The organism is Caballeronia sp. GAFFF1 (assembly GCF_023630705.1).
Lineage (GTDB): Bacteria > Pseudomonadota > Gammaproteobacteria > Burkholderiales > Burkholderiaceae > Caballeronia.
This window is the reverse complement of sequence record NZ_JALQEM010000040.1, coordinates 67,714-93,917: the sequence shown is the minus strand read 5'-3', so window position 1 is coordinate 93,917 and position 26,204 is coordinate 67,714. Positions and strand designations below refer to the sequence as shown.

Genomic DNA, 26,204 nt, shown 5'->3' with positions numbered 1-26,204 from the left:
ATGACTTGCGTGATTGTCTGTGATTCCGGCGATCCGATCGACTGTCTCTTCTCGCCCGAACCGGTCCGAGACTAGCGGCGTTCGGCCACGCTCGTTCGGGATGCACCGGCTTCCCCGCTTGCGCCAGTCGAATTGCATGTGGAGCCGCTACCGCGTCATGCGATGATCGCGTGCTCCACGACGAGCCACGCGGACCACGCGATGAGCGCGACGCCGAGCGGCTTGCCAATGCGCCTGCCCGCGCGAAGGTTCTTCTCCGCAGCCATGATCGCGCCGAGCGCCAGCATCCATCCGACGCTCGCGGTCCCGACCGCGAACATCACCAGCATCAGCGCCCAGCAACAGCCGACACAGAATACGCCGTGACTTGCGCCCAGCACGAAGCTCTCGCGGCGCGCGCTCCTGCCGCGCCAGTGCCCGGCGATGAACATGAGCGGCGAGCGGCATTTGTCGAGACACCGCGCTTTGAGCCCGCCGAACTGATAGACCCCCGCGACGGCGGCAATCGCCGCCCCGACGAGCCAGGCGTGAGCGAACATCGCCGGCGACCGCGCCACGAGCGCGTGAAGCGCCGCGTCGACGCCGTGCGCGAGCAGACCGAAGATCGCCCACGCGGCCGCATAGCCGGCGATCAGCAAGGCAATCAGCGCGCGCCTGTCTTCGCGCGCGACGGTCATGCGCACGAAAGCGTCGAAGAGCGGGAACGCGGTGGGCAGCATCATCGCGGCGATCATCACGAGCCACGCGGCGCTGTAGAGCGATGCCGCAAGCGCCGCGCTCGCGCCGGGCAGCGCGCGGCACAACGCGCCGACGCCCGCGAGGTCGTTCCAGTCCGCCAGGTGCAGGTAACGCGCATACGGCCCGGCGTCCCAGATCCAGAGCACGATCCATGCGCTCGCCGTCAGGGCGATGAAAAGCGGCGCGAAAAGCCGCGCGCGCGGCCGCGTTTTCATGACGAGAAGCTGAACGATCCCTGAATGGCGTTGTGTCCGCTCAAGTTCAGGTCGAGGTCGAGCGCGTCGTACCGCAGGCGGAACGAGCTCGCCTTGGCGACGAAGGCGGGCGACCCCGGTATCGTCGAAAAGATGCTCTCGACGAGTTTCGTCGGCTCGCCGGTCGGACCGCGATAAGGCTCCATGTCGGCTTCCACGACGTCCCCGACTTTCATTCTGCCCCTGCCTTCGACCACGGCGTACTCGATCGGCGCGCGTTGCACCGACACCATCTCGCCGATGAGCTTCACGATGTCCGCGAGCGGTCCCCCGCGCTCGCCACGGTGCACGCTAGCAAGCGCATCGAACTGGGCGTCGCTCGCCTGATCGTCGATGAACATCGCGACGCGCCAGCCGCCCTTCAGCACGTTGCCGGGGATGAACGCGGCGAACGCGACCGTCCTGCCCGAGACATCGACGCCGTCGATCACGCCCTTTTCGTAGTGGTAAGCGAGCGCGCTACGGCACGTGCCGTTGTCCGGGTCTTCGCCGACCCAGCACGGGCACAGGATCTTGCACTCGCACACTTCGAGGATGCTTCCCATCAGTTGATAGCTCACTTGCGCCTCCCCTGCGGTTGAACCGGCGGGCATCACATCGCCCGACAATTCCTGTTTTAGGCGTTAAGCGGGCGGGAAGCAAAGCATCGCGAAGGGGCGCAATAGGCGCTTATTGAAGTAGTGTGTACAAATTCAGGCCGCGAGGGGAAAGACACTGGCGATCATCGCCGATGGCGGCAAGAACGCATCTCGGGCGAAAGCCCCGTGCGCAACGCGAAGTCAGTTAGCGACGGCGGCGCGCTCGGAACTGTCTAGAACAGGACCATTCGCTGTGTTGCCGCCGTCGCTTCGAACGATCGCTCAGAAATCAACCTGTCGCCGTCACGCGTCATTGCTCTTCAACCAACTGACGAGATCTTCCGACACAATGGGCTTGCTGAACAGATAGCCCTGGCCTTTCTCGCAGCCAAGCGAGCGGACCACGGACGCCTGCGCCTCGCTTTCCACTCCCTCCGCAACGGTGCTCATGTTCAGGCTCGCCGCCACGCGAACCGTTGCTTCGATCAATACGCGATGATGCGCGCTCTGCACTGCCTGGCTGACAAACGACCGATCTATCTTGACCGTAGCCACGGGTAGCTGGTGCAGGCTGGAAAGCGAGGAATAACCCGTCCCGAAGTCGTCGAGCGCCAGCGTGAGTCCGAGCGACTTGAGTTGTTGCAACGTGGCCTGCACGGATTCATCCTGCGCGGCGAGGCTTTCTGTCACTTCGAGTTGCAGCTCACGCGGACTCATGCCGCTGTCTCGCAGCGTACGCGAAACATAGGCGACGAATCCTTCGTCGGTCAGTTGGGCGCGAGAGAGGTTGACCGCCAGAAGGCGCGGGGCCAGGCGCCCCAGTTCTCTTTTCCATGCGACGAAGTGGCGGCACGCGGTATCCAGCACGTATTCGCCCAATGCGCCGATCAAGCCGCATTCCTCGGCGACGCCGATGAATTCGACCGGCGGCACGACGCCCCTGACCGGGTGGCGCCACCGCACCAGTGCTTCGACAGCAGCGGCATGTGGCGGGAAAGACCAGCGGTCCGCAGTCGGCGCAAGCATGACGACCGGTTGATAGACGACGAAGAGTTCCTGATTCCCGATCGCGCGACGCAGATCGTTCTCCATCTGCGCTCGACGCGCTGCGCGCTCGTGCATGGAAGGTTCGAAACTCACATACCGGGCTCCGCCGCGACGTTTGGCTTCCACCATCGCGATGCTCGCGTCTTGCAGTATCGCGTCGGGGTGCGCGCTCGACGTCGTCGAGTGGACGATCCCGATACTGACGCTAAGGTGCAGCTGTTGGCCGGCGATCCGGTATGGTTCGCTCAACGCTCTGAGCAGCCGATCCGCAAGCGAGAGAACGTCCGATTCGGGTTGCGGCTCGCCGATGACCACGACGAACTCATCGCCCCCGAGCCGACCCGCGAGCAGGCCGCTATCATGTTGGCCTTTCTGCGAATCCGGCATACCCAGTGTCGTCATCAACCGATTGGCGACCTCTGCCAATACTTCATCGCCCGCGGAGTGACCGAGGGAGTCGTTGATCTGCTTGAAGCGATCGCAATTGATGAACAGCACGCTGAGATCGCGGCGCTGGTCCTGACTCCGATGGTGCATGCCACCCTGAATGAACTCGCAGATCGACGTGCGGTTCGGCATCATGGTCAGCTTGTCCCGGCGCGCGGCCTCGCCGAGCTTCTTGTCCAGAATAGACTGCTCGCGCTGCGACTCCAGCGTTACATCGCTCACCATTGCCATCAGGTGGTTCCGGTCGAGCTTGAGCAAGCTGACCGACAAGACCTGAGGGGCAAGCGAGTTTCTGGAAGAACGCGGAACCGTGATGCGTACGGCATCGCAAACAGGTCCAGCAGGCGCCTCGTATTCCTGGACCATTCGCCGGAATTGCGGCGCAATCGTTTCCAGCACGTCGAACAGATTGACGAGGTTGCCATCCGGCGAAAGCGGCATCAGCAAGCGGGCCGACATAGGGTTGATCATCTCGATCACCCCGAGTGCCGAGATCTGTAGAAGCCCTATCGGCGCCCGATAGAGAAACTCCATCAATGCTTCGTTCGCGGACACCGAGTCGGCCGAAGGCGTGACAGCCTCATCCACGGGTAGCTCGCAGAGAGCTTCCTCGCTTGTCGCGCCGCGCGATGTGACGCTATCTTGGGATCCGTGGCGTGACACCGCTACGCCGTTGCATCGATTTTCACTCATTCTCATGCGTCGAGCTTCTTAGGTTCCTCGACGACCAAACAGACATGCCAGGGACAATTGCGCAAAGTGAGCGCACAAAGAGTGCCTGCTCTCAACCGAGTTCCACGCGATTCCGACCGGCTGCCTTGGCCGCATACAGTGCCTTGTCGGCTGCGGCGAGCAAGTCGTTCACGCAAGACGTCGCATCGGTCACCGAGGCAATGCCCGCACTGACCGTCACCCGTATCGGGCCAGCGCCTGTAGCGATCTCGGTGTCCGCGATCGTTGCGCGCACGCGTTCCGCGATGACGAACGCCTCCCCGCGAGCAGTTCCTGGAAGCAACAGGCAAAACTCTTCGCCTCCGAGTCGGGCCAGCAGGTCGATCGACCGCAAATGCGCCTTCGCCTTCTGAACGATCTGCGTCAGAACCAGGTCTCCCGCTTGATGCCCGGCCGTGTCGTTGATTCGCTTGAAATGATCGGCATCGATCATCACGACAGACAACTCTTTGCCGAGTCGCCTCGTTCTCGCAAGCTCCTTCTCCGCAAGTTTGAAGAAATGCGCGCGATTGACCGCGCCGGTCAAATGATCCGTGGTGAGAAGGCGAGTGAGTTCGTCGCTCGAAATCTTGCGTTCGGAGACGTCGCGTATGACGACCGAATATCCCGCGATGTCCGCATCATCTTCTCGCAAGACGGCAACCATAATCTGCGCGGCATAGCGGCGGCCCTGCTTGCTTTCGCACCAACGCTCCTGAATGTGCCAGCCCTCCTCGCGCGTCAGCGAGATGTGCTCGGGGCTGCAATACGGATCCACGGCCTCGGGCGCGTAGAAGAGGTCCAGCGTATGGCCGAGCACTTCTTCCGCGCCAAAGCCCGTGAGCTGCTCGACGGAAGCATTCCAGCTGTCGATACGGCCAGCGGCGTCGAGGGTGAAGAACGCGAAATCGTTGACGCTGGTATAGATGCCCGCGAGCCACGACTCATGCTGTCTCGCGCGTCGTTCGGCCTCGACCTGACGGGAGATGTCGGAGAGCGTCATCATCAACGTACTGCTATTGACCTTGATGATGTTGCATGAGAGCACCATCGGACGATCGGCACTGGGCGCAATTACAATCCGATGGCCCTCGCAAACCCGACCCCGCTCGGCCGGAAAACTCGACACGAGGTTGCGCAACTCCGGCGCGACGTTGGTCAGGCTCTCGAAGACGTTACCGACGCCCATGCGCCCGGCAAGCGGCATGAGCAACTGGACGGCGACCGGATTGAGCATGTCCACATCGCCATTCAAGCCACTACGGACGATGCCGATGGGTGACATATACATGAACGACAGCAGCGCCTCGTGCTCCGCTTCCAATGCGCCTTCCACGGTGGTCATGACGTTCACTTGCCGGTCTGACGTTGAACGAGAAGAAAGCGGGTTTCGCTGCGGCTGGACTTCATGAGCCTCAGCTGCACGGGCGTCGGCCTCATGCGCAGCGTCAAAACGTACGGCAGCACTTCGTCGAGTTCGGCTTCATCCTCGAACCGTTGCGCCACCATGAAGTTGTTCATGCACGGCGCGACTTCTTCGAACAGATGTCTGCCGAGGACGCGAGTGGCGCTCAGCCCCGCGCTCGATGACTCGAGAGCGTTGTAGTGAGTCACGGCGTAAGTCGCGTCGAATCCGATCACTCCGAATTCGAGTTCATCGAGCTCCGGCTCACCGGCTGCGACGAGGTCGTCGAATAACACTGAATCGAACGTATGCTTAAAAGTAGACTGGCCAATCATTATTCTTCTCTCCGCGTGAAGGATCGTCTTTCGCAAGCTATAACGGCAGCAAGCTCGAATACTTTATCGTCCGCTCCGTCACCGGGGGCGGAGGCAACGGTCGAGCCGCGGTGCGCTCGCGTGTCGCCGCCTAGACGCGCCAGTTAGAGAGCTTGCCGCAGTCACTGACAGGAAGTCGTTCACCGAACGTAAAACCTTTGGGCCGCTCCGGAGCAGACAGTCGTGTCATTGCCCATCGGTCGAGTTCGATCGGAAGCCGTTCAATGTCGACACCCGCGGCCGGAACAACGAATGCCTTCAATCGAGCACCTTCGCTCGGGTCCATTAAACGGACAGCGGCATCAGCGACGTGAGGATGCTGCAACAGCACTTCACGCACCCGCGCGGGAAAGACGTTAGTGCCCGCCACCTGCACGGCGTCGTCCATTCGACCACGGACGATGAAGCTATTCTCGGTCGCCCATTGCACATGGTCTTGCAGCGCCACGCTTCCTTCGCGGCCGTCTTGAGCGACGCGAATGAGTCGAGTGGCGTCCGCGGTGGTTCGCGTCCAGAATGGCATCAACTGAAAGGCCGGCGCAGGGACTTCACGCACACCGACGCCAGCCGTCTCCGAGCTGCCATAAATCTCCAGCACGCGACCAAACGCCCCTTCGGCGGTAAGCGCCTGCGCGAGTTGCGGCGGGCACGGAGCAGTCGATGTCAATGCCGATACGCCACGAGGAATCGAGCCTGCGAAGCGAGCAACCAGCGCCAGATGCGCCGGATGACTGACCAATAGATCGCCCGATGCCATCATGCGCGGCAATGCAGACGGCGTCACGTGCCGAACGTCGATGACCTCGATGTTACCCAGCCGCAATGGCAAAAGCACGGTGAAGAGAAAGCCGTAGATATGATGCGCTGGCACGGCCGCGAGAACCCGGCGCGTTCCGCCGAGGGTTGCGGAGACGTGTTCAGCCTCTCGCTCGAGGTCGGCTAATGCATGGACGCATGTTTTCGGTTTGCCCGTCGAGCCCGAGGTCCGGAAAACCAGTTGGGCGCTGTACTGCTTCAAGCCTCTGGCGACGACGTTCAGCCAGTCGCCGAAGCAGCGCTGGGCCAGGAGTGCATCGTCGAGTCCGCTCTCGTGCAGTTGAGTCAGTTCCGCGAGTGACGTCGCAATGGAAAGCCGTTCGATGGAATCGAGACCAAGGCCGTCTTCTCCCATACTGAGTTCGGGCGAGCAGGGAAAGTGTTCTGGCGTCGCGCTTCCGGGCCGCAGGTGTCGCAATTCCGCTGCAATGGCATCGCCGAGAAAGCGCGCCAACGTACCGGGCGCTTCGTGCCATTCGCTGTGACGTGAGTCCAGTGCAACGGACATCTCTGTATCTTCTCTGTAGAGTTGAGAAAAAGCCCGGGAATCACTGCTTTTCCGCGCCTGCGCTTCGGTTCATTCGGCTCCGCGCCGATGACGTCTCATTCTATTTACGGCAGGGCTTCTGGAAGCTTTAGCGCTTTGCCTGGCCCGCAAAGGCTGACTGCCAACGCTACCGGTCGCGCAAGCGAGAGTACGGTGCGCTGCATTCAAGCGCGTGCGCGACATGCAATGCCAGCCCGGCGGCAGAGGCACGCAGCGCATGCGGACTCAATCATCGGTTCTCGCGCCGATGCCCGCGAGCAGCGCCGCCAGTTGCTCCATGACGATCGGCTTCACCAGATGGTGATCGAACCCGGCCTGCGCGCTGCGGTGACGATCCTCTGCTTGCCCGTACCCGGTCACCGCGATCAACGTCGCTTCGGCCGTCTCCGGGCGCTCGCGCAGGCGCCGTGCAAGTTCGTTGCCATCCATGTCCGGCAGGCCGATGTCGAGCAGACATGCATCGGGACGTTCCTGCGACGCGCGCTCCAGCGCACGCCGCGCTTCATGTTCGACGATTACCTCGTGTCCGCAGGACCCGAGTAGCGCGCCCAGTGCCTCGGCCGCGTCCACGTTGTCGTCGACGATAAGCAGCTTGAGGCGCTCGTTCGGCGCCCAGTCTGCTTGATCCGCTTGTCGCTCGGCTGCCGCCGGCTGCGCCTGCATTAGCGGCAGCCTGACCACGAAAGTACTTCCCGCATCGAGTCCCGCGCTGAAGCAATGCACCGTCCCGCCGTGCAGTTCCACCAGATGCTTGACCAGCGCGAGCCCGAGGCCCAGGCCGCCCAAAGAGCGGTCGGACGAGCGCTCGGCTTGCGTGAACAAGTCGAATGCGCGCGCCGTCAGTTCCGCCTCCATGCCGATGCCGTCGTCGCGCACCGTCAGCGCAAGTTGGTCGCCGTCTATGTCGAGGCATATTTCGATGCCGCCCCCGATGGGCGTGAATTTCGACGCGTTATGGAGCAGGTTGGCCGCGACCTGAACCAGCCGCGCCTTATCGCCCAGCACTGTCGCCTCGTGCGAGGGCAGGCGCACTGCCAGGCGCTGCGCGCGCGCCTGCGTCAGCGGGCGAACCTGCTCGATGGCTTCCTCTATCACGAGCCGCGCGTCGACCGGCGCTCTGGCCAGCGTGACGAGTCCACGCGTCACGCGCGACACGTCGAGCAGATCGTCGACGAGTCCGGTCATATGTGCGACCTGGCGCGCGATGATGGCGCTGCTGCGGCGCACCTGTTCTTCGTCCAGCTTGCTGATCTTCAATAGCTGCGCAGCGGCGGAGATCGGCGCCAGTGGATTGCGTAATTCATGCGCGAGCATGGCGAGAAACTCGTCTTTGCGCTGATCGGCCGCTTTCAGTTTCTCTTCGGCAATCTTGCGATCGGTGATGTCGCGAAAGAACGAGGCAATTCCGCCTTCGCCGGTCGGATAGGCGCGCAGTTCGACCCAGACAATCTCGCCATCGGCGCGACTGTGACAGTATTCCGACGCGCCTGCCTCGCGGCTTTCGATCACCCGCTGATACAGGCGTGTCAGATCCGTGGCGATCACTTCGGGCCAAAGTCGCGCGTGACTGCCCCCGACCACCTCCTCCTTCGTGCGACCCAGGATGCGCAGACCCTCGGCGTTCATGTAAGTGACGATCGAACACGCGTTCATCAGCATGAAGCCTTCGCGAATGGTGTCGAAGATGTAGCGGCTTTGATCGCGTTCAGCGCGCAGTTCGGCCTGCGCGCGCGCTGCCTCGACCGCCGACCACGTGCGCTCGGCCATGTCGCGCGCAAACCGCATGTCGCTCGCGGTCCATTCATACGGTTCGGCCCGGTGCAGGCCGAGAAACGCAACCAGACGCCCCGCCTTGATGAGGGGCACCGCAATGAACGAGCGGATGCCGGTCAGTCCGTACGAGTTCGCAAAGTCGACGGTGCGCGGATCGGTGCCGCTGTCGCTGACGCTGACGACCTCGCCGGCACGCAGCGAATCGATGATGGCCAGGCCGAAGTCGTCGAGGGCGAAAACCGTTCCGGCGAGACTCGGCAACGGCGGCGCAGTCCAGTCGCGCGGCACGAAGAAGTTCTTACCGGTTTCGTCGCATTCCCCGTAGATCACCCGGGCGAGCTTCAACTGCTCGCCGATGAGCGCGCTCGCTCGCGAGACCACGTCTTCCGGTGAAGTCAGCGGGCGCAGTGCCTCCGACACCTTGAGTTCGAACGCGGCACGCCGTTCAGCGAGCACGCGCTCGGTCGTCTCGATGACCGTGCAGTACATCCCGCCGACACGCCCGCAATCGTCCTGCAACGGCGAGTACGAGAAGGTAAAGAAGCTGTGCTCCGGGTAACCGTGGCGTATCACGGTAAGCGGCAGATCCTCGAAATAGGAAGACCGGTTCGACATTGCGCCGTCGATGATCGGCGCGATGTCAGGCCAGATCTCCGCCCAGATTTGCTCGAAACGGCCTCCGAGCGCGGCCGGGTGCTTGCGGCCCATGATGACCGCGTAAGCATCGTTATAGAGAAAGCCGAACTCCGGGCCCCAGGCGACGAACATCGGGAAAGCCGAGTTGAGCACCATGCTGACTGCGGTGATCAACGGCGCCGGCCATTGCGACGGATGCCCGAGCGGCGATGCGCTCCAGTCGTACCGGCGCAGCAACGCGCGAACCTCGCCGGCGCCATCGAACATTGTGTCCCAAACATCGGGCATTGAACTGCTCCTTTGTCATTGCATCGACGCGCTCGCCCAACCGAACGGATTCAACCACGGTTGCAGGACGGGTTATCGCCGTGGCAGCGATTGTCGCGCGTCGGTCGGTTTGCCACCAGACCATTGGGCGCCTTTTTGCGCTCTGAATGAAGGGACCGCCGCGCGATGGGGCCAGCGCCGACAAAACGCACGACCGGTCGTTGCGGGCCGACAACGCATGCGTCAGAAAGGTGGTGTCAATGCGCTTAGTGACGAGACCGCTCCGCACGACAGTTCATGCGAGCGCCTCGCGCAGGTAGTCAGCCGCGCGGCGCGAGCACATCTGCGAAAAGCCTTTGCGCGCGAACCGCTCGCGCTCGGCGGCCGACGAGAGAAGCTGGGCCGCGCGCTCGCTCAACGAGTCATAATCGGCGAAGGCGATCGCCTGCGCGAGCGAGGCTTCATCGAGCGCGTCGGCGCATCGCTCGCTCAGCACCGCGCAGCGGTTGGCGAGCAGATACGAAAGCCGCACGATTTCCAGCACGCTATCCGCGCGGCTGTGCACGTTCAGCATCAGCTTCGCGCGTGCAATCAGCCGGTCGCGTGGCCGCCCATAGAGCCCGAACGCCGCGACCGCGTTGATGCCCGCCGCGCGCATTCTGTCGATGACGCGCGCCCTTCGCTCGCAAAGCGAGCCGCAAAAGAGCACGTCGATATCGCGCGCTTCGGCAAACCGTATGCGCGTGAGTTCCGGGACATAGCCGATGGGCACCACGTGACCGACATGCACGCCTAGCGTGGCGAAGGCGCGCGCGTTTGCCACGCTGTAGTCCCACACGACATGACGGCGCAAGAGCGTCAGCAGCGAAGGCGTGATCCACGGCGACCCCGCGTGAACCTGTTCGAGGTTATAGAGAATGGCGTCGGGCGCGAGCGGCAGTGGCAAGTGAGGCAGCAGGTTCGAGCCCAACACGATGTGCCGCCGCCCGTCGAGCCGTCCTTCCGTCGTCATTACGCTGTCCTGACCCATCGACAGCAGCGCATAGTGGAGCGTCTCGGCCACTTCGTGAAACGCGGCGGAATGCGCATAGCCCGGCGGCGAGACCACGGTGACGGCGAATTTCGTCGGCTTCATCTGGATTTGCCTTACGCGCTCAGGCCGGAGCGGCGCAGTGTCTTCGCGCGTCGCGCGGAGAACGCGCCCTGCGACGCAGCCGCAACGTGAAGGAGCCGCGGAGGTTTCGACCGGACAAGCCGATAGCGTACGCTGCACGCGCCCGCGCAGCAAATCCCCGTGTACGCGCCGGCTCGCACCTCGAACTCGCCGGCTCGATGGCCCGCCGCATCGGCGCGCTTCACGTTGTGCTCGCTCACGCGAACGGCGGGCATCGCAGTGACTTACGACGAAACACTCGGCCATACCGACGCCTTTCGCCGCGCGCACCGCGCCGGGGCGCGTCGCCTTTGCGCGCGCACTGGCAAGGTTTCGGCGCACCATATGACGGCATCGCGCTACGTCGCTACGAATCAGCAATGGCGGGCTAAGACCCCTTGCCTGAAGGCGCTCTCAGGGTTTCCACCGAGGATTGGCACGGATCTCGCATTGTCTTCTCCCGTTGCATACAAGGACATCTTCATTGCTTCTGGCGCACGCGCATTTCGCCGCAAACTAACTGAGTCGGGCAGCGCTCTGACGTCCGAGACCGCCGACGCATCGCGCGCACTCGGCCGCGACGTCGATAATGCTCGGCGCCTGTGACGAGGCGATGAGCCAAGCATACGTAATCGTTCGCCATCCTAATGGTCCAATGCAAGCCGGTCACGTTCCGATCACCCACGGAGCGGGCGCTCACCGGTAATCCTTAAGCCGCATTGCTCAAACACTTTCCGGACCGCGTTCGTCGGGACCGGAGGGCACGACTCATTTTTTGTCTGCAATTTTTCGGGGAACGCATATGAACGCACGCATCGAGACACTGCACGAAGAAGCAGGTGCGCCCGCGGGCACGACACATCACCGCTGGCTTCAGCTCGGCCTCGGCCTGCTTTGCATGATGTCCATTTCCAGCCCGCAATACGTATGGACGCTGCTCACCAAACCGCTGTCGGCCAAGCTCGGCGTGCCGCTGCCTGAGCTGCAGATCACGTTCTCGCTGCTCATCATTTTGCAGACATTCTTCTCGCCGTTCCAGGGCAAGCTCATCGACCGCTTCGGTCCGCGCCTCCTGATTTCGCTCGGCACGGTCATGTCGGGCCTGAGCTGGGTTCTTTCGTCGATGGCGACCAGCACACCGATGCTCTATCTCACCTATGGTCTCGTGGGCGGTCTCGGCACCGGCATCGTGTATGTCGGCGTGGTCGGCCTGATGGTGCGCTGGTTCCCCGACCGGCGCGGCTTCGCAGCGGGCGCAGTGGCCGCGGGCTACGGCATGGGCGCGATCGTGACGACGTTCCCGATCTCGGCATCGCTGGCGGCGCGCGGACTCGACGCAACGCTTTGGCTCTACGGCATCGCGTTTGCAGTGGTAGGGTTCGTCGCATCGCAAGGCTTGCGCGTGCCGCACGACGCAACGCTTTTGAAGGCATCGGCAACGGCAGCATCGGACGTGCGCAACCTGCGCCCTTCGCAGATGATGAAGTCTCCGCTCTTCTGGCTCATGTTCGCCATGATGACGATGATGTCGACCTCGGGTCTCATGGTCACTTCGCAGATGGCGACCTTCGCGGCGGACTTCGGCATCACCAAGGTCGTGGTGTTCGGCATGACCGCGCTACCGCTCGCACTCACCATCGACCGTTTCACCAACGGCCTGACGCGCCCGCTCTTCGGCCTGGTATCGGACAGATTCGGCCGTGAAAACACCATGTTTTTCGCCTTTGCACTGGAAGGTGTCGCGATGGCGATGTGGCTGCTCACCCGCGACAACGCCGTGCTGTTCGTGCTGCTCTCGGGCGTGGTCTTCTTCGGCTGGGGCGAGATCTTCTCGCTCTTTCCGTCGACTCTTACCGATACTTTCGGCACGCGCCACGCGACCGAGAACTATGGCTGGCTCTATATCTCGCAGGGCATCGGCTCGATCTTCGGCGGGCCGCTGGCTGCGCTGCTGCATCAGCATGCGGGTAGCTGGGTGCCGGTTTTCAGCGTCGGGATCACGCTGGACATCGTGACAGCGGTGCTCGCCATTCTGGTGCTCAAGCCGATGCGCGCGCGGTTTCTCAGCAAGGAGGTCGCCTAAGCCGCGAGGCATGAGTTTTGACGGCGGTGACGGACAGCCCGCCCAACCGCCCGTGTTGCTCAGGCAGCCGCGTTATATATGATCTACATGCCTGTGCCCGCGCCTGCGCTCGAACTGGTGCCACTGCTGGTACCTGTCGTCGAGCCGGAGGCGGCCGCTGGCTTGAGATCGATTCTTCCATACGCGCCGTCCGCTTCGTCATTCGGTCCCGCGGCGAAGAAAAGCGTATTGGACGGCTGGTTATTGAGGCCGTTGCCGAACGCAATGCCCCATAAGCCCTGCTCTACGATCGCGTTGCCGTTCGAGTCATGGACCGCAGCGATCAACTGACCGCTCGACGCGTTGAATGCGTTGATCCTCCCATCCCCGAAGTTGCCGATGAGAACCGCGCCGCCCAACGAGCCGAAATTGCTCGGCGCTTGCGCAATGCCCCACGGCGCATTCAGCGCGCCGCCCGTTGCAAAGTGCTGTTTTAGATTGCCCGCCGTATCGAATACGTCGACCATGCCAAGTCCCGCGCCAGCGACATCGTCGTGCCTGTCGGCGTCCTGCTTCGCATAGGTCACGAACAAGCTCGACCCAACCAGTTGAATGCCGAACGGCGCAAACCCGGCGGGAATCGCGGGATCCGTGAATGCGCCGGGCATGTTCACCTTAACGAAGTTGGCGTCGAAGACATCGATCTTGCTGTTATGGAAATCAGTGGCATAGAGAAAGTTGCTGCCGTTGTTCTCGGCGAGCGCGAGCCCCTTATAGACGGCACCACCCGCGCCGTCGTCATACATCACGAACGCGCTGGTCGGCCCCACAGCAGGCGCCCACGCCGTGATGGTGCCGCCCTCGCCCGCGAAGATGAACGCGGCGACGCCCGATTTTCCGCTTTCGGTCACCCTGAAGCTTTGCGTGCCGTTGAAGACGATGCCCGTCGGCGACGCCGGTCCGCTCGCGCCGTCCGGTATGGTCACCACCAATGACTGAGGTACCCCGTTGCCGTCGTAGAGCGTCGCGAGGTTCGTTCCGTTATCCGCGACCCAGACGAACCCTTTCGGATTGAACGCAACGCCCCACGCGTTCTTCAGATTGGCGTCGGCGTGAGTCGCTGGGATGGGACCATTCGACACCAGCGTGGTCGCAGCGAACGAAGACTCCACCGGTGGTCCCGATTGATTCGAGCCCGAACTGCCGCCGCATGATGCGAGTGTCGCTAGCGCGGCGCCGCAGGCTAAGAGTGTCAACATTGCGAGTTTCATGACCGCGCTCCCTGTCCCGTTCGTGAGTCACAACAGCTTCGAACGGGCAAGAGCGCGGCATTATTCCAGTACGATGAATGGCAAGCGTGTTTTTCTCATCGCATGAATTAAGTGGTGTCGACACCACGCTCACAATGGCTTGAGTGAGTTTCAGTGAATCGTTGCTTCATCGTCCGTGCCTTCCGTCCAACAAACCCAGTTCATAGGGAGTCACCGAATCGGTCAACGACATATTTGCGTTGTTTGAGGCCTGTCGCTTGCGGGTATCGCTCGACTGGTGAATGATCGCAGATAGCAAGAAACGCGATAGGACGTTCGCCATGAGAGATCTAAGCAAGCGCTACTTTTGCCGCGCTGCGAACGTCTTTAAGGCACTCGTAATCGGCTTTGCGGTAGCCTCCGGCATCGGTCATTCAGCGGAACCAGCCGACGATGCGGCTGTGACGGATCTGCCGTTGTCGCGCGTCGCCGACTTCCCGTTGCCCGGTCGCGCCACGCGGCTCGACTACACGAGTTACGATCCGGAGCGCCATCTGCTGTTCATCGCGCATCTCGGCGATAGCGAGGTCATCGCTTTCGACACTCGGACGTCGCGAGTCGTGGCTCGCATTCAGAACATCGCTGAAGTGCACGGCGTGCTGGTCGTACCCGAAATGTCCCGCGTTTTCGCCACAGCGACAGGCACGAATGAGGTCGTGTCAATCGACGAGGCCACACTGAAGATCTTCGCGCGCATGCCGGGTGGCGTCTATCCCGATGGCATGGCGTATGCGCCGGACGCCAGGAAGCTCTATGTCTCCGATGAGACGGGCGGCACCGAAACCGTTATCGACACCGTATCGAATCGCCGCATGAAGACGATCGAGATAGGCGGCACTATCGGCAACACCCAGTACGACGCCGCATCTCGCCACATCTTTGTCAATGCACAGTCGCGAAGGCAACTGATCGAGATCGATCCATCGAATGACACGATAGTCGCCCGCATCGACCTGCCAGGCGCTAAAGGCAATCACGGTCTCCAGATCGTTCCGCAAGCGCGCCTCGCTTTTGTCGCCTGTCAGGACAACGCCAGGCTCCTGCAACTGAATCTGCTCTCGCGGCAGGTCGTCCAGACATTCGAAGTCGGAGAGCATCCCGATGTACTCGCATTCGATGCCGGTCTAAGCGTCCTGTATGTTGCCGGTGAAGCCGGCGTCGTCTCGATGTTCGCGGTCCGACCTTCGGGCGTCACCAAGATCGGTGAAGGCAGCATCGCGCCGAACGCCCACGTCGTCAGTGTCGATCCAACGACACATCGCGTCTACTTCCCGTTGAAAAACATCGGGGGACGTCCGATGCTTCGTGTGATGCAGCCACGATGAGCTTCAGTTCGAGAAACGCGCTTACATGTACGCACGCGCGGCATTTCCCACCGTCAGACCGTCGACGACTCGGCGTGATGCTTCACCCGATACATCTGCGGAGTCACACCATAAACGCGACGAAATTGTCGTCCCATATGGGAGGCATCGAAAAAGCCGCAGTGGCCGGCAATGTCGGTAGTCGTTCGATGCGTACCGGCGAGCAGCCACGCCGCCGTTTTCAATCGAATGCGAAGCGCATACGCCAGCGGTGACTCGCCGGTTTCCTCTTTGAAAAGGCGCTGAAGTTGCCTCGGCGATGTATCGAGACGAGTTGCTAATGCTTCGACACTAAGCAGTGCGCCTATGTGCTGCTCGATCAGATGAACCGCGCGCCGCAGCCGCGGATGAATCATCGGCTCGGAACCCGGTGGATGAGGCTGCGGAGCATCCGCGCACCGTGCTTCGTCGACGAGAAGGATGCGTAGCGCCTTTTGTACTACTGCTGCATCGATATGTTGTAGAAGGATGGCCGCCGCTACATCTATTGAAGCGCGCCCGCCTGAACAGGTGATGCGCCGCCCGTCGATCACGAACAAGCGGTCGACCACCAGCAACGCTTCACTTATGCCTGGAAACCAGCTCAGAAAGTCCCAATAGTGAAACCAGCTCACGCAGATGCGATGTCCCTCCATGACCCCTGCCTGCGCAAGCGCAAATGCGCCCGTGCACACACCGACGACCGTCGCCGATGATTCAGCCGATCGCCGAATGAATCGCAAACCGGCATCGCTTACGGTAGAGCCCGAATGCAGCAGTCCGCCGATGGCGACGACATAGTCGAACGCGTCTGCATCGTCGAATGTGCGCCACGGTTGCACCTGGACGCCGCAGCTCGCACGAATCGGCGCGAGCGTGTCCGAGACGACGGTCCACGCACACCGCACCGGCTCGCTCCGATCGCCGTCGTCGCCACAGAGTCGCAGTACATCTATGAAGCCGGAAAACGCAGTGAGCGTGAAGTTCGGCAGAAGGACGATTCCGAACTTCACTTGCTTGCATGTGCGGTTCACGGCGGTACTCAGACGGGTGTTGAACCTGCTTCCGCCTGCACGCGATCGACGGACGTAGCGCCACGAAACAGCGGATGCCGCCGAGCAAGCACGAAATACACGAGGCCGCCTACCAGAAGCGAGCATTCGAAACTCATATCGCCCCATCGGAGCACATCACGAATGAGAGGACTCACGAACGTTGGCGAGTTCGAAAAAGCCAGCGCTGCGCCGATGCCCAGCAACCACGCGATGATTCCCGGCCAGAACACTCCCCCCGTGTACCAGTACGCGCCGCTACGCCACTTCATCCAGTCGTCTGCACGATACCTCCCTGCGCGCAGGAAATAGTCCACCACCACGATCGCGGCCCATGGCGCGGTCCAGAAGACCATGTAGTTCAAGAACACCTGATACATGCCGAAGAACTCGCCGTAAAACACAGTGACTACCCGGAATGCCAGCGTGAACAGCGCGATGACTGCGAGCGACGTTACGCGATTGATCGGAATGCGCAGTGCGAGCAGTCCGAGGCCAGCCGTATAGCCGTTCGGTACGTTCGCTGCGATGCCGCCGAGAATGATCGCGAACAATAGCGGCACAATGAACCATGTCGGCAAAAAGCGCGATAGCTGACTCACGGGGTCTTCGCCGAGCGTGCCGCCAAGCGCCGTCGCGAACAGCACGCCAATGATCTCGCAGAACATCAGCGCGACGAACTGGCCGCCGCCTGCCGCAAGCACGATCTTCTTCCAGTTCGTCTCCGCCGGAAAATAGCGGCTATAGTCCGACGCGAAGTTGGCCCAGCCGATCGGATAGGAAAACACGATGCCCATTGCAATGAGCCATGTACTGAACGAGCCGCCACCGTGATTGATCTTCGACGCGATTTCGAGGCTCGTGTGCGGCAGCACGAACCACGCGAGGCCGGCGAACAGCACAGCAAGCACGAGCGCGATCCACTTTTCCGCCGCGATGATAGTCGCGTGGCCGAATATGGCGAGGATGATCTCCGCGGCGAGAATGATTGCAAGCGCCACCCACACCACGAGGTGACTGTGAAAGCCGCTCATCTTCAGAAGCGTTTCGAGCGCCTCGGTCGCGACAACGGAGTTGATCGAAAACCAGCTAAGCGCGGATACGAGGCTCACCGCCTTGGGCAAGAATGAGCCCAACTGTCCGAACGAACTGCGCGATGTCATGATTCCGGAAGTGCCTGTCTTCGGCCCCATGATCGTTGTCAGTCCGAGCACCAGGCAGCCGAAGAGATTCCCGACAAGAATGGCCAACAGAGCCTGCCAGAGCGACAACCCTTGCGAGAGCGCGAGCGCGCCCGTGACTACGACAACGTAATTCGTATTCGCTCCGATCCACATCTTGAAGAGTTCCCCGGGCGTGCCGTGGCGGTCCTCGCGCGGAATCGGATCGATCGCGTGCTGCTCGATGCTCCACGCCTTGTCGGCGCTGACTTCGCTTGCTTGCGTGCTCATAGTTGGCTCCCGTTCGCTCGCGCGTCGTAGGCCACGCGCAACGCATTGACGATTCCGTCGACACACACATCGAATAGCAGCTTGCCTTTGTCCGCCGTTGCATTTGCCGCGGACGAAAGGCATCCCGAGGCCGGGGTCCACTCCGGAACAGGCGGAAAGACGTCGTAAGGTGGAAACGTGGCCGCGCCATGCGTGGGAACGCGCGACATGTCCACAAGGTGCGGATGGAGATGCAGCATCAACGATGTCTCGAGCACCCCGCCATGCTCTACGGCCCAACCCGGAAAGCCCTCCGGATAGATCCGCGCGATGGTCGCATCGCCGACGAACTCCCAGTAGGACAGCATCACCACCTGGACATCGTGCACGTTCTCCCAACGCAACTCGCGCAAGGCCAGGTCGATGCCCTCAACCGCGAACATCGAATTCTCGAAGTGCCCATTGATGAGACACAACTTGCGGGCACCGTGTCGCGCGAACTCCTTGAGCAAGTCCTTCACGGTCGACGCCAATGTATGTCCATCGAGACTGGTCGTTCCGCATAAGTGATTGCCGCCGCCGCTCTTCTGCTGCGACTTATATCCGTATGCGATGGGTGGCGCGACGAGCGCGCCCATCTTCATCGCGACAGCGGCGCCAATGGCGCTCGGCAGCAGCACATCGGGGTTCATCGACATGTGCGGGCCATGCTGTTCCAATGCGCCTATCGGAATCAAAACCGCCTGTCCTTCGCCGATACGACGAGCGTACTCGGGCCAGGCAAGTTCGCCTATCATCACGCTATCGTTCATCGCCGTTCTTCCCTCTCGGTGGTATGGCTACAGTCCCTTGTAGACGGGCAAGCGCTTGCAAAGCCGGGCCACTTGCTCGCGCACATGGCTCTCGACCCGTGCATCGCCGAGGTTATCCAGGACGTCGCAGACAAGCGACGCCGTGAGCTTCGCGTCGTCCTCGTCGAATCCGCGCGTCGTGATTGCCGGCGTCCCGATGCGAATCCCGCTCGTCACGAACGGCGACTGCGGATCGTTCGGCACCGCGTTCTTGTTGACCGTGATGTGTGCCCGCCCGAGCGCGGCATCGGCGTCTTTGCCCGTGATGCCTTTCTTCACGAGGTCGACAAGAAACAAGTGATCGTCCGTGCCTCCCGACACCACATCGAAGCCTCGCTCGATGAATACGCTCACCATCGCTCGCGCGTTGTCGAGAACACGCTTCTGATAAGCGACGAACTCACCGCCAAGGGCCTCGCGCAGTGCCACCGCCTTAGCCGCGATCGCATGCATGAGAGGGCCGCCCTGCGTGCCGGGAAAGACCATCGCGTTGAGCTTCTTTTCGATCGATTCGTCGGCTCGCGCGAGAATCAAGCCACCTCGCGGACCACGCAGCGTCTTGTGAGTCGTCGTCGTGACCACATCGGCGAAGGGCACCGGATTCGGGTAGAGGCGCGCTGCGACGAGACCCGCGACGTGAGCCATATCGACGAACAGGTAAGCGCCTACGCGGTCCGCAATGGCGCGAAAACGCGCGAAATTGAGCACGCGCGAATAGGCCGAGAAGCCTGCGACGATCATCTTCGGTCGATGTTCCAGCGCCACCTGTTCGACGACGTCGTAATCGATCAGGCCGGTCGCCTCGTTCACGCCGTATTGCACCGCATTGAACACTTTCCCGGAGAACGACACTTTCGCGCCGTGCGTCAGATGCCCGCCATGCGCGAGACTCATGCCGAGGATCGTGTCGCCCGGTGCGAGCAGAGCGAGATAGACAGCGGCATTGGCTTGTGATCCGCTATGCGGCTGCACGTTGGCATAGGCGGCCCCGAACAGCTGCTTCGCGCGTTCGATGGCCAGCCTCTCGACGACATCGACATCTTCGCATCCGCCGTAATAGCGCTTGCCCGGGTATCCCTCTGCATACTTGTTCGTCAACACGGAGCCCTGTGCTTCCAATACTCGAGGGCTCGCATAGTTTTCGGAAGCGATAAGCTCGATGTGATCTTCCTGGCGCTGCCGCTCCGCCTGCATGGCCGCGTAGAGTTCCGGGTCAAAGCCGGCAATGGTCTGTTCGTTCGAATACATGAATCCCTCGATGTGCTCGTTCGTCGCACGATCCGCGACGCGTGCCGCGGACCGCGCGGGTGGGTTGCGTCAGCCTGCGATGATGTTTCGCTCCGGACCATAGGGGAAGCCCGTGATGTTCGTCGCACCCTTTTCACCGACCACGAGAATGTCGTGTTCGCGGTAGCCGCCCGCACCCGGCAAGCCTTGCGGCAGCATGATCATCGGCTCCATCGAGACGACCATGTTCAGTTCCAGCACCGTGTCGATGTCCTCACGCAGTTCGAGACCGGCTTCGCGTCCGTAGTAATGCGAAAGCACACCGAACGAATGGCCGTAACCGAAGGTGCGGTATTGCAGCACGCCATACTCGGCGTAGATCTTGTTGAGTTCGTTCGCGATATCGCAGCAACGGGCGCCCGGCTTGATGAGCTTCAGACCCGCTTCGTGAACTTCGACGTTGATCTTCCACAGACGCAGATGCTCGTCGGAGCAGTGATCGAAGAACATCGTGCGCTCGAGCGCCGTGTAGTAGCCGGCAATCATCGAGAAGCAATTGAGGCTCAGGATGTCGCCCTTTTGCACTTTGCGCGTGGTGACGGGGTTATGCGCGCCGTCGGTGTTGATACCGGACTGAAACCATGTCCAGGTGTCCATCAACTCCGAGTGCGGGAAGCGGCGCGCGATTTCGCGCACCATGGCCTGCGTCGATGCGAGCGCCACTTCGTACTCAGGCACCCCCTCATGCACCGCCGCCGCGAGCGCCGCGCCGCCGACGTCGCACACGTTCGCGCCGTGTTTGATGACCTCGATTTCCTCGGCAGACTTGATCATGCGCATGCGCATCGTCTGCGCGCCCACATCGACGAATTCGACGTCCGGCAGCGCCGCCTTGAGTTTCGACAGCATCTCGACCGGCAACTGATCGAATTCGACGCCCACGCGGCCCTTGTTTTCGATCTCGCCTTGTACGGCACGAAAGAAATTGTCGCGCTGCCAGTCCGTATAGACGACGTTGTAGTCGCCGACGGTGCGTCGCCACGGCTGGCCGCCGTCGATGTTGGCCGAGATCGACACCACCTTCTTCGACGTCACGACGAGCCCATATTTGCGGCCAAACGAGCAATACAGGAAGTCCGAGTAGTAGTTGATGTTGTGATACGACGTGAACAGCACGGCATCGATGTTTTCACGCGCCATGAGCTCGCGCAGCTTGCCTTGGCGGTTCGCATACTCGGCATCGGAAAACGTGTGCTTGACCTTCTCGCCATTCTCGATCCGGATGAGGTTCTCCATCTTCATTCGCTCTGCTCCTTTCAGGAATAATCCGTTGGTGTGAGCGAATGTTATGAGCCTCAGCTTTTCGAATATTTTCATATCCGACTCAAGGCTTTCTGTTTTCGACATTGAGGGTTAACGATCATCAACACCCTTAGCCGTGCATCGAGTCGCTCAGCAAAGGACCCAGCGACGGTCAGAGGGCCTTCTGATAGCGGCGCCTGTCAGCGATGGGTGGCATCTTGAACTTGGCCTTATAGCGGGTCGAGGAGTGAGTCAGCGACGTAAAGCCAGTACGCGCGCACACTTCTTCGAGTGGAAGCGCCGTGCGATACAGCAGTTGTCGCGCGCGCAGAAGGCGGATCTCGAGATACGCCTGCGCGGGCGTTTTGTTCAACCGCTCTCGGAACCATCGCTCGACCTGGCGCTGCGAAACACCGACGAACTCGGCAATCTCTTCAACGCTCAGCGGTTCTTCCACGTTGCTCTCCATGACCTGAAGAACCTCGTTGAGCTTTTCATGCTCATTGCCGAAGTATTGACGAAGGGACGTGACCTGTCGTTCTTCGCCCCGCCTGCGCTCCGCGACAAGCAATTCCAGCACGCGCGCGGCCAGCGATGGCGTGCCCGGGGGCAGAAGTAGCAAATGCACCATCAAATCGAGAGGTGCGACGCCGCCGCTCGATGTGTACCGGTCGCGGTCCACTTCGTAGAGACGATTCGATACGGTGAGGTTGGGAAACTGTCCGAGCAACACATCCTGATCTTCCCAGTGGATCGTGCAGCGATAGCCGTTCAAGAGGCCGGCACGGGCGAGGAAATAACTTCCCGTGTCCAGCCCTCCGAGAGCGATGCCCTGACGCGCCTGTAGACGTAGCCAGTCCAGAATGCCGCCGATACCTTTGCGCGGAATCGGATTGGGTCCGACGACGAATACCGCATCGAAATCACTCGCTTCAGCCATCGATTTGTCGGGCACGACGCGGATGCCGTCGCTCGAACGCACGATGTCGCCGCTGGTACCTATCAGCTCGTACTCGTACACCGTGCGCTCGACGACCATGTTCGCGATGCGCAGCGGATCGACGGCCGTCCCCAACGCGATGAGCGAGAAGTTTTCGAGGAGAAGAAAACCGATGCGAAGTACGCGTAGATCATGCAAACTTTCTGTGGCTTGCTTTTCTGCTTCGCTCTTTGAATTGGATGGCATCGTTCCATTATGTTGATTTGCTCTTCGGGCTACGTGCGAAGCAAGCGCCTTGCGATGCATTGCAATCGGTCTCGAACACGGCACACGCGAGAACGTGCAACCTCGAAGCTAGTCACCGTCGACCTTAGTTGCAGGCCCGCGAAATGCCGGAAGTCGCCAGCCGAAGCGAAGCGATGCCAGGCGCAGCCCAACGCATGCCAACGTAGCGAACCACGGCGTCCACCATGCTGTCCATCCGGCGTAGCTGAATCCGATTGCTACGCTCGCCCCAAGTAGCGCGGCGGATGCATAGATCTCGCGCTCCAGTATCGCGGGCACGCGTGAAAGCACGACGTCGCGCATCACGCCTCCACCGACTGCGCTGACGATGCCGAGCAGGACGGCCGATTCCGCGTTGTGGCTGTAAATCAGCGCCTTCTGCGCACCGGCCACGGCGAACAAGCCGAGTCCGATGGCGTCGAAAAAGAGCACGGGCTGCCGCAAGCGCCGCACAGGCGCATAGGCGCATAGGCGAGGACCGCCACAGCCGATGCGAGGACGGAGACGGCCAGATAGCGCCAGTCCGAAAGCCCGACAGGCGGAATGGCACCGATACAGATGTCGCGCGTAATGCCTCCCCCGCATGCGACCATGAAGGCCACGGCCACGATGCCGAACAAGTCCAGCCGCCGTTGACGGGCGGCGACCGCGCCGCTCACTGCAAAAGCGAAGGTTCCGATCAGGTCGAGAACGGCATAGATCGAGTGTGCGTTCACGCAGCCTCGTCCGGCCGATCGAGCCACGCGCCGGCCGCGCATATCATCGTCTCGAGCCCCGTGCGCAGCGTCGGATCGAGCACCGGCGCGAATTTGGGCGAGTGATTGCTCGGAATCTCGTTGAGTTTTTTTGCGGCGAGCGCGCGCCTGAACTCAATGGGGTCCGTTCCACCGACGAACCAGAATGCATAGGGCACGTTCCATTCGCGACCGAAAACACTGAAGTCTTCGCTCGCCGCTGCGGGCTGCGTCTCATACGCGCGTTCACCGAAGTGCGCCTCGAATGCAACGCGCAGTCGCTCGCTCGTTGCGTCATCGTTGATGGTGAGCGGATAGCTCGAAAGGGTCGTGAACTCGGGTTCACGCGGCGCGTTCGATGCCGTGCACTCGGCGCAGCAGATGCGGCGAATGGCACCGAGCATGTATTCGCGCACGTCGTCGTCGAACGTGCGCATGTTCAGCTTGAGCGTGGCGTCATCCGGAATGATGTTTTCCTTCGTTCCGGCCTGCAACGCACCAATCGTCAAAACGGCAGTGTCACGAGGCGATATTTCGCGCGACACGATCGTCTGCAGGCGAAGCGTCGTCGATGCGGCCATGATGACCGGATCGATGGACGTCTGCGGTTGCGAGCCGTGTGACCCGCGTCCGAAGAGCTTCACCTTGAGGCTGTCACCCGCCGAAAGAATAGTGCCCTTTCGATAGCCGACAGTTCCTGCCTCGCCTACCATCACATGCTGACCGAGGATGACATCGGGCTTGGGAAACCGTTCGGTCATGCCGTCGTCGATCATGCTGCGCGCCCCGCGCGCGACTTCTTCACCCGGCTGAAATACGGCCATGAGCGTTCCACGCCAGACATCGCGATGCTCGGCCATCAAGCGTGCGACTCCCATGAGCCACGTGACATGCATGTCATGCCCGCACGAATGCGCGACACCGACATCAGCGCCGTCTTCGTCTTTGGCCCTCTCCGTACTCGCATAAGGCAGGCCGGTCGCCTCCGTCATGGGCAGAGCGTCCATGTCGGCACGCAGCATAACGGTCGGGCCCTCTCCGTTATAAAGGACCGCCACCACACCTGTCACGCCGACCTGACGCGTAACGTCGAATCCTAGCTTCTGCACGTAGTCCGCGACGATGCCTGCCGTGCGCACTTCCTGCATCGAAAGTTCGGGATGCTGGTGCAGATCCTTGTAGATCGCTTCGAGCTCCGGCAGCAGATCGTCGATGCTGCCGAGCATCGCTTTCATCATGTTCGACATGGGCAACTCCCGAGATGTGAGGCGTGTGATTAGTCGTATGACTTTGATACGCGGCTGCAAGCGTGCGTCGATAGCTGGCCGTATCGCCTCCCGACTCGCTATTCGCGCCGGAGAACGACTGTGGTCATCAATAGCTTCATTCTAGAGACAGCTTGCGATACTGCATGCAGACGCTCGCCCCTGCGTCTTCGCCACCCAAGCCGCTCAAGTCGCGAAACCCGGCGACGTGCGCCGTCCCGTCGACGGCAACACGAGCACGCCTGCGATGCCGATCACCACGCTCAACTGCACATAGTAGATCGGCGCGAGGTTGCTGCCCGTTACGTGCACGAGCCACGTGTTCACGAAAGGCGCGAGTCCGCCGAAGATCAACACCGCGAGGTTGTATGTGACCGCGGCGCCGGTGGAGCGCACGCTCACAGGGAACACTTCGGTCAGCACGACCGGCGTGGGGCCCCAGAAAAAGCTCATCAGGAACGAGACGCCAATCTGCACCGCGAGCAGTGAACTGAACGTCGGCACGTTCACGAGTTGTTTGAACAGCACATAAGAGGCGATGCCGTAGGCGACGATTGCGGGCAGCATCACCGACTTGCGGCTAAAGCGGTCCGACAGATAACCGGCGAGCGGACAAACAGCGAGAACGATGAGCGTGCCAATGAATGTGCTCAGGTTCACATCCGAGGCCGGCATGCCGAGTTGCTTTTTCGCGAAGATTGGGAGAAAGAACACGAACACGTAGGCCGACACCGTTCCGACGATCGACACGCCGAGTGTGCCGAGCACTGCGCGCGAATGGTCGCGAAACACGGCACGAAGCGGTGTATTCACGCGCTTCACCTTGCCCCGTTGAACATCGTTTGCATAGGCGATGAATTCCGGCGACTCGTCTACCGTCGACCGGATGAGCCATCCGACCGGACCAATCAGGATGCCGAATAGAAACGGCAAACGCCAGCCCCACGATTCCAGATCATGCGGCGTGAGATTGACGGTCAACAAATACGCGACCAGCGCGCCTATGGAGAACGCGAGTGCTTGGGAGCACATCTGGAAGCTGCCAAAAAAGCCGCGGCGATTCACCGGCGCGAATTCGACCAGCATGGTTGTCGCGCCGCTGAATTCCCCGCCGACCGAGAATCCCTGAATGAGTCGCGCGAGCACCATGAGAATCGGCGCTGCAAGGCCAATGGCCTCGTGCGTCGGCAGAATCCCGATCATTCCGGTGCCGACCGACATCAAAACGATGGTCAACGACAGCGCCTTCTTGCGGCCGACGCGGTCGCCGTACAGACCCAGCAGAACCCCGCCCAGCGGCCGTATGGCGAAGCCGACGCCGAAGGTCGCCAGCGTCAGCAACAGCGACGCGAACTCGTCTCCGCTTGGGAAATAGAGCTTCGCGATCATTACGGCAAAGAGGCCGTAGATTGCGAAGTCGAACCACTCAAACGCGTTTCCCAGCACCGACGCAATCACAACCTTGCGCACCATCGCGGGTGTGGGAACGCGCGCGCCTGTTCGGTTCATGTCCATCGTGTCCTCTCTCGTAAATGACCTCGGATGCCGTCTGCGATACGTTCCCGCGGGCTTCGAAGGTGAACGGCCGCGTCGAGTGCCGGTGGCTCCGTCGTCGGAAAGTGTTGAGCTCTTGCCTGTTTGGCGGTCCGGACCGCCT

The 26,204-nt window shown here is 61.5% G+C and carries 22 protein-coding genes; 3 read left to right on the top strand and 19 right to left on the bottom strand.

Annotated features, from left to right (window positions below):
* Nucleotides 1–155: 155 nt before the first annotated feature.
* The 8 genes from NCR37_RS24650 to NCR37_RS24615 form a co-directional block, all read right to left on the bottom strand.
* A complete protein-coding gene (locus NCR37_RS24650) occupies nt 156–953 on the bottom strand; it encodes a DUF2182 domain-containing protein (RefSeq protein ID WP_250475428.1) in 798 nt (265 codons plus the stop codon).
* Nucleotides 950–1,552, bottom strand: a complete 603-nt coding sequence (locus NCR37_RS24645) for a DUF1326 domain-containing protein (protein WP_250475427.1) — start codon at nt 1,550–1,552, stop codon at nt 950–952. Before NCR37_RS24645 ends, NCR37_RS24650 begins: the two co-directional genes overlap by 4 nt.
* 321 nt (nt 1,553–1,873) lie before the next feature.
* Nucleotides 1,874–3,652: a putative bifunctional diguanylate cyclase/phosphodiesterase gene (locus NCR37_RS24640; protein ID WP_250475426.1), complete on the bottom strand. Its 1,779-nt coding sequence runs from the start codon at nt 3,650–3,652 to the stop codon at nt 1,874–1,876.
* Between the two features lie 196 nt (nt 3,653–3,848).
* Complete coding sequence (locus NCR37_RS24635) at nt 3,849–5,120, bottom strand: sensor domain-containing diguanylate cyclase (protein ID WP_250475425.1); 1,272 nt, start codon at nt 5,118–5,120, stop codon at nt 3,849–3,851.
* A 5-nt stretch (nt 5,121–5,125) separates the two neighbouring features.
* The gene (locus NCR37_RS24630; protein ID WP_250475424.1) at nt 5,126–5,551 is read right to left on the bottom strand and encodes a phosphonate transporter; all 426 of its coding nucleotides are present in this window, start codon (nt 5,549–5,551) and stop codon (nt 5,126–5,128) included.
* A gap of 94 nt (nt 5,552–5,645) precedes the next feature.
* Complete coding sequence (locus NCR37_RS24625; RefSeq protein ID WP_250475423.1) at nt 5,646–6,878, bottom strand: AMP-binding protein; 1,233 nt, start codon at nt 6,876–6,878, stop codon at nt 5,646–5,648.
* A 264-nt stretch (nt 6,879–7,142) separates the two neighbouring features.
* Nucleotides 7,143–9,614 carry an ATP-binding protein gene (locus NCR37_RS24620; RefSeq protein ID WP_250475422.1) on the bottom strand — a complete coding sequence of 824 codons (2,472 nt, stop codon included), beginning with the start codon at nt 9,612–9,614 and terminating at the stop codon, nt 7,143–7,145.
* 274 nt (nt 9,615–9,888) lie between these two features.
* Complete coding sequence (locus tag NCR37_RS24615; RefSeq protein WP_250475421.1) at nt 9,889–10,728, bottom strand: hypothetical protein; 840 nt, start codon at nt 10,726–10,728, stop codon at nt 9,889–9,891.
* Between the two features lie 258 nt (nt 10,729–10,986).
* Between NCR37_RS24615 and NCR37_RS24610 the strand changes: the two genes are divergently transcribed.
* Together NCR37_RS24610 and oxlT are read left to right on the top strand one after the other, a co-directional pair.
* Nucleotides 10,987–11,352, top strand: coding sequence for a hypothetical protein (locus NCR37_RS24610; protein ID WP_250475420.1), 366 nt, complete (start codon nt 10,987–10,989; stop codon nt 11,350–11,352).
* Nucleotides 11,353–11,548: 196 nt separating this feature from the next.
* Complete coding sequence (oxlT, locus tag NCR37_RS24605) at nt 11,549–12,829, top strand: oxalate/formate MFS antiporter (protein WP_250475419.1); 1,281 nt, start codon at nt 11,549–11,551, stop codon at nt 12,827–12,829.
* 83 nt (nt 12,830–12,912) lie between these two features.
* Here oxlT and NCR37_RS24600 read toward each other — a convergent pair whose 3' ends face one another.
* Nucleotides 12,913–14,079, bottom strand: coding sequence for a TIGR03118 family protein (locus tag NCR37_RS24600; protein ID WP_250475418.1), 1,167 nt, complete (start codon nt 14,077–14,079; stop codon nt 12,913–12,915).
* 320 nt (nt 14,080–14,399) lie between these two features.
* Here NCR37_RS24600 and NCR37_RS24595 point away from each other — a divergent pair, with 320 nt between their 5' ends.
* The gene (locus NCR37_RS24595; protein ID WP_502800592.1) at nt 14,400–15,443 is read left to right on the top strand and encodes a YncE family protein; all 1,044 of its coding nucleotides are present in this window, start codon (nt 14,400–14,402) and stop codon (nt 15,441–15,443) included.
* A gap of 53 nt (nt 15,444–15,496) precedes the next feature.
* Here the strand turns inward: NCR37_RS24595 and NCR37_RS24590 are convergent, their stop codons facing one another.
* The 10 genes from NCR37_RS24590 to NCR37_RS24550 all read right to left on the bottom strand — a co-directional run bounded on the left by NCR37_RS24590 (nt 15,497) and on the right by NCR37_RS24550 (nt 26,056).
* Nucleotides 15,497–16,495 (bottom strand): GlxA family transcriptional regulator, encoded by a 999-nt coding sequence (locus tag NCR37_RS24590; protein ID WP_350029091.1) that lies wholly within the window; start codon nt 16,493–16,495, stop codon nt 15,497–15,499.
* 8 nt (nt 16,496–16,503) lie between these two features.
* Nucleotides 16,504–17,964: a purine-cytosine permease family protein gene (locus NCR37_RS24585; RefSeq protein ID WP_250475416.1), complete on the bottom strand. Its 1,461-nt coding sequence runs from the start codon at nt 17,962–17,964 to the stop codon at nt 16,504–16,506.
* On the bottom strand, nt 17,961–18,740 hold the full coding sequence (locus tag NCR37_RS24580) for a creatininase (RefSeq protein ID WP_250475415.1): 780 nt from the start codon (nt 18,738–18,740) through the stop codon (nt 17,961–17,963). The genes NCR37_RS24585 and NCR37_RS24580 overlap by 4 nt, the downstream gene beginning before the upstream one ends.
* Nucleotides 18,741–18,782: 42 nt before the next feature.
* A complete protein-coding gene (gene glyA, locus NCR37_RS24575) occupies nt 18,783–20,042 on the bottom strand; it encodes a serine hydroxymethyltransferase (RefSeq protein WP_250475414.1) in 1,260 nt (419 codons plus the stop codon).
* Nucleotides 20,043–20,111: 69 nt separating this feature from the next.
* Nucleotides 20,112–21,323: a M24 family metallopeptidase gene (locus NCR37_RS24570; protein ID WP_250475413.1), complete on the bottom strand. Its 1,212-nt coding sequence runs from the start codon at nt 21,321–21,323 to the stop codon at nt 20,112–20,114.
* A gap of 172 nt (nt 21,324–21,495) precedes the next feature.
* Nucleotides 21,496–22,509, bottom strand: coding sequence for a GlxA family transcriptional regulator (locus tag NCR37_RS24565; RefSeq protein ID WP_250475412.1), 1,014 nt, complete (start codon nt 22,507–22,509; stop codon nt 21,496–21,498).
* A 108-nt stretch (nt 22,510–22,617) separates the two neighbouring features.
* A complete protein-coding gene (locus NCR37_RS28755; protein ID WP_502800587.1) occupies nt 22,618–22,980 on the bottom strand; it encodes a trimeric intracellular cation channel family protein in 363 nt (120 codons plus the stop codon).
* Entirely contained in the window at nt 22,917–23,306 is a 390-nt protein-coding gene (locus NCR37_RS28750; protein ID WP_502800586.1) for a trimeric intracellular cation channel family protein, read from the bottom strand. Before NCR37_RS28750 ends, NCR37_RS28755 begins: the two co-directional genes overlap by 64 nt.
* Nucleotides 23,261–24,529: a M20 family metallopeptidase gene (locus NCR37_RS24555; protein WP_250475411.1), complete on the bottom strand. Its 1,269-nt coding sequence runs from the start codon at nt 24,527–24,529 to the stop codon at nt 23,261–23,263. The genes NCR37_RS28750 and NCR37_RS24555 overlap by 46 nt, the downstream gene beginning before the upstream one ends.
* Before the next feature lie 204 nt (nt 24,530–24,733).
* Nucleotides 24,734–26,056 (bottom strand): MFS transporter, encoded by a 1,323-nt coding sequence (locus NCR37_RS24550; RefSeq protein WP_250475410.1) that lies wholly within the window; start codon nt 26,054–26,056, stop codon nt 24,734–24,736.
* Between the last annotated feature and the right edge of the window lie 148 nt (nt 26,057–26,204).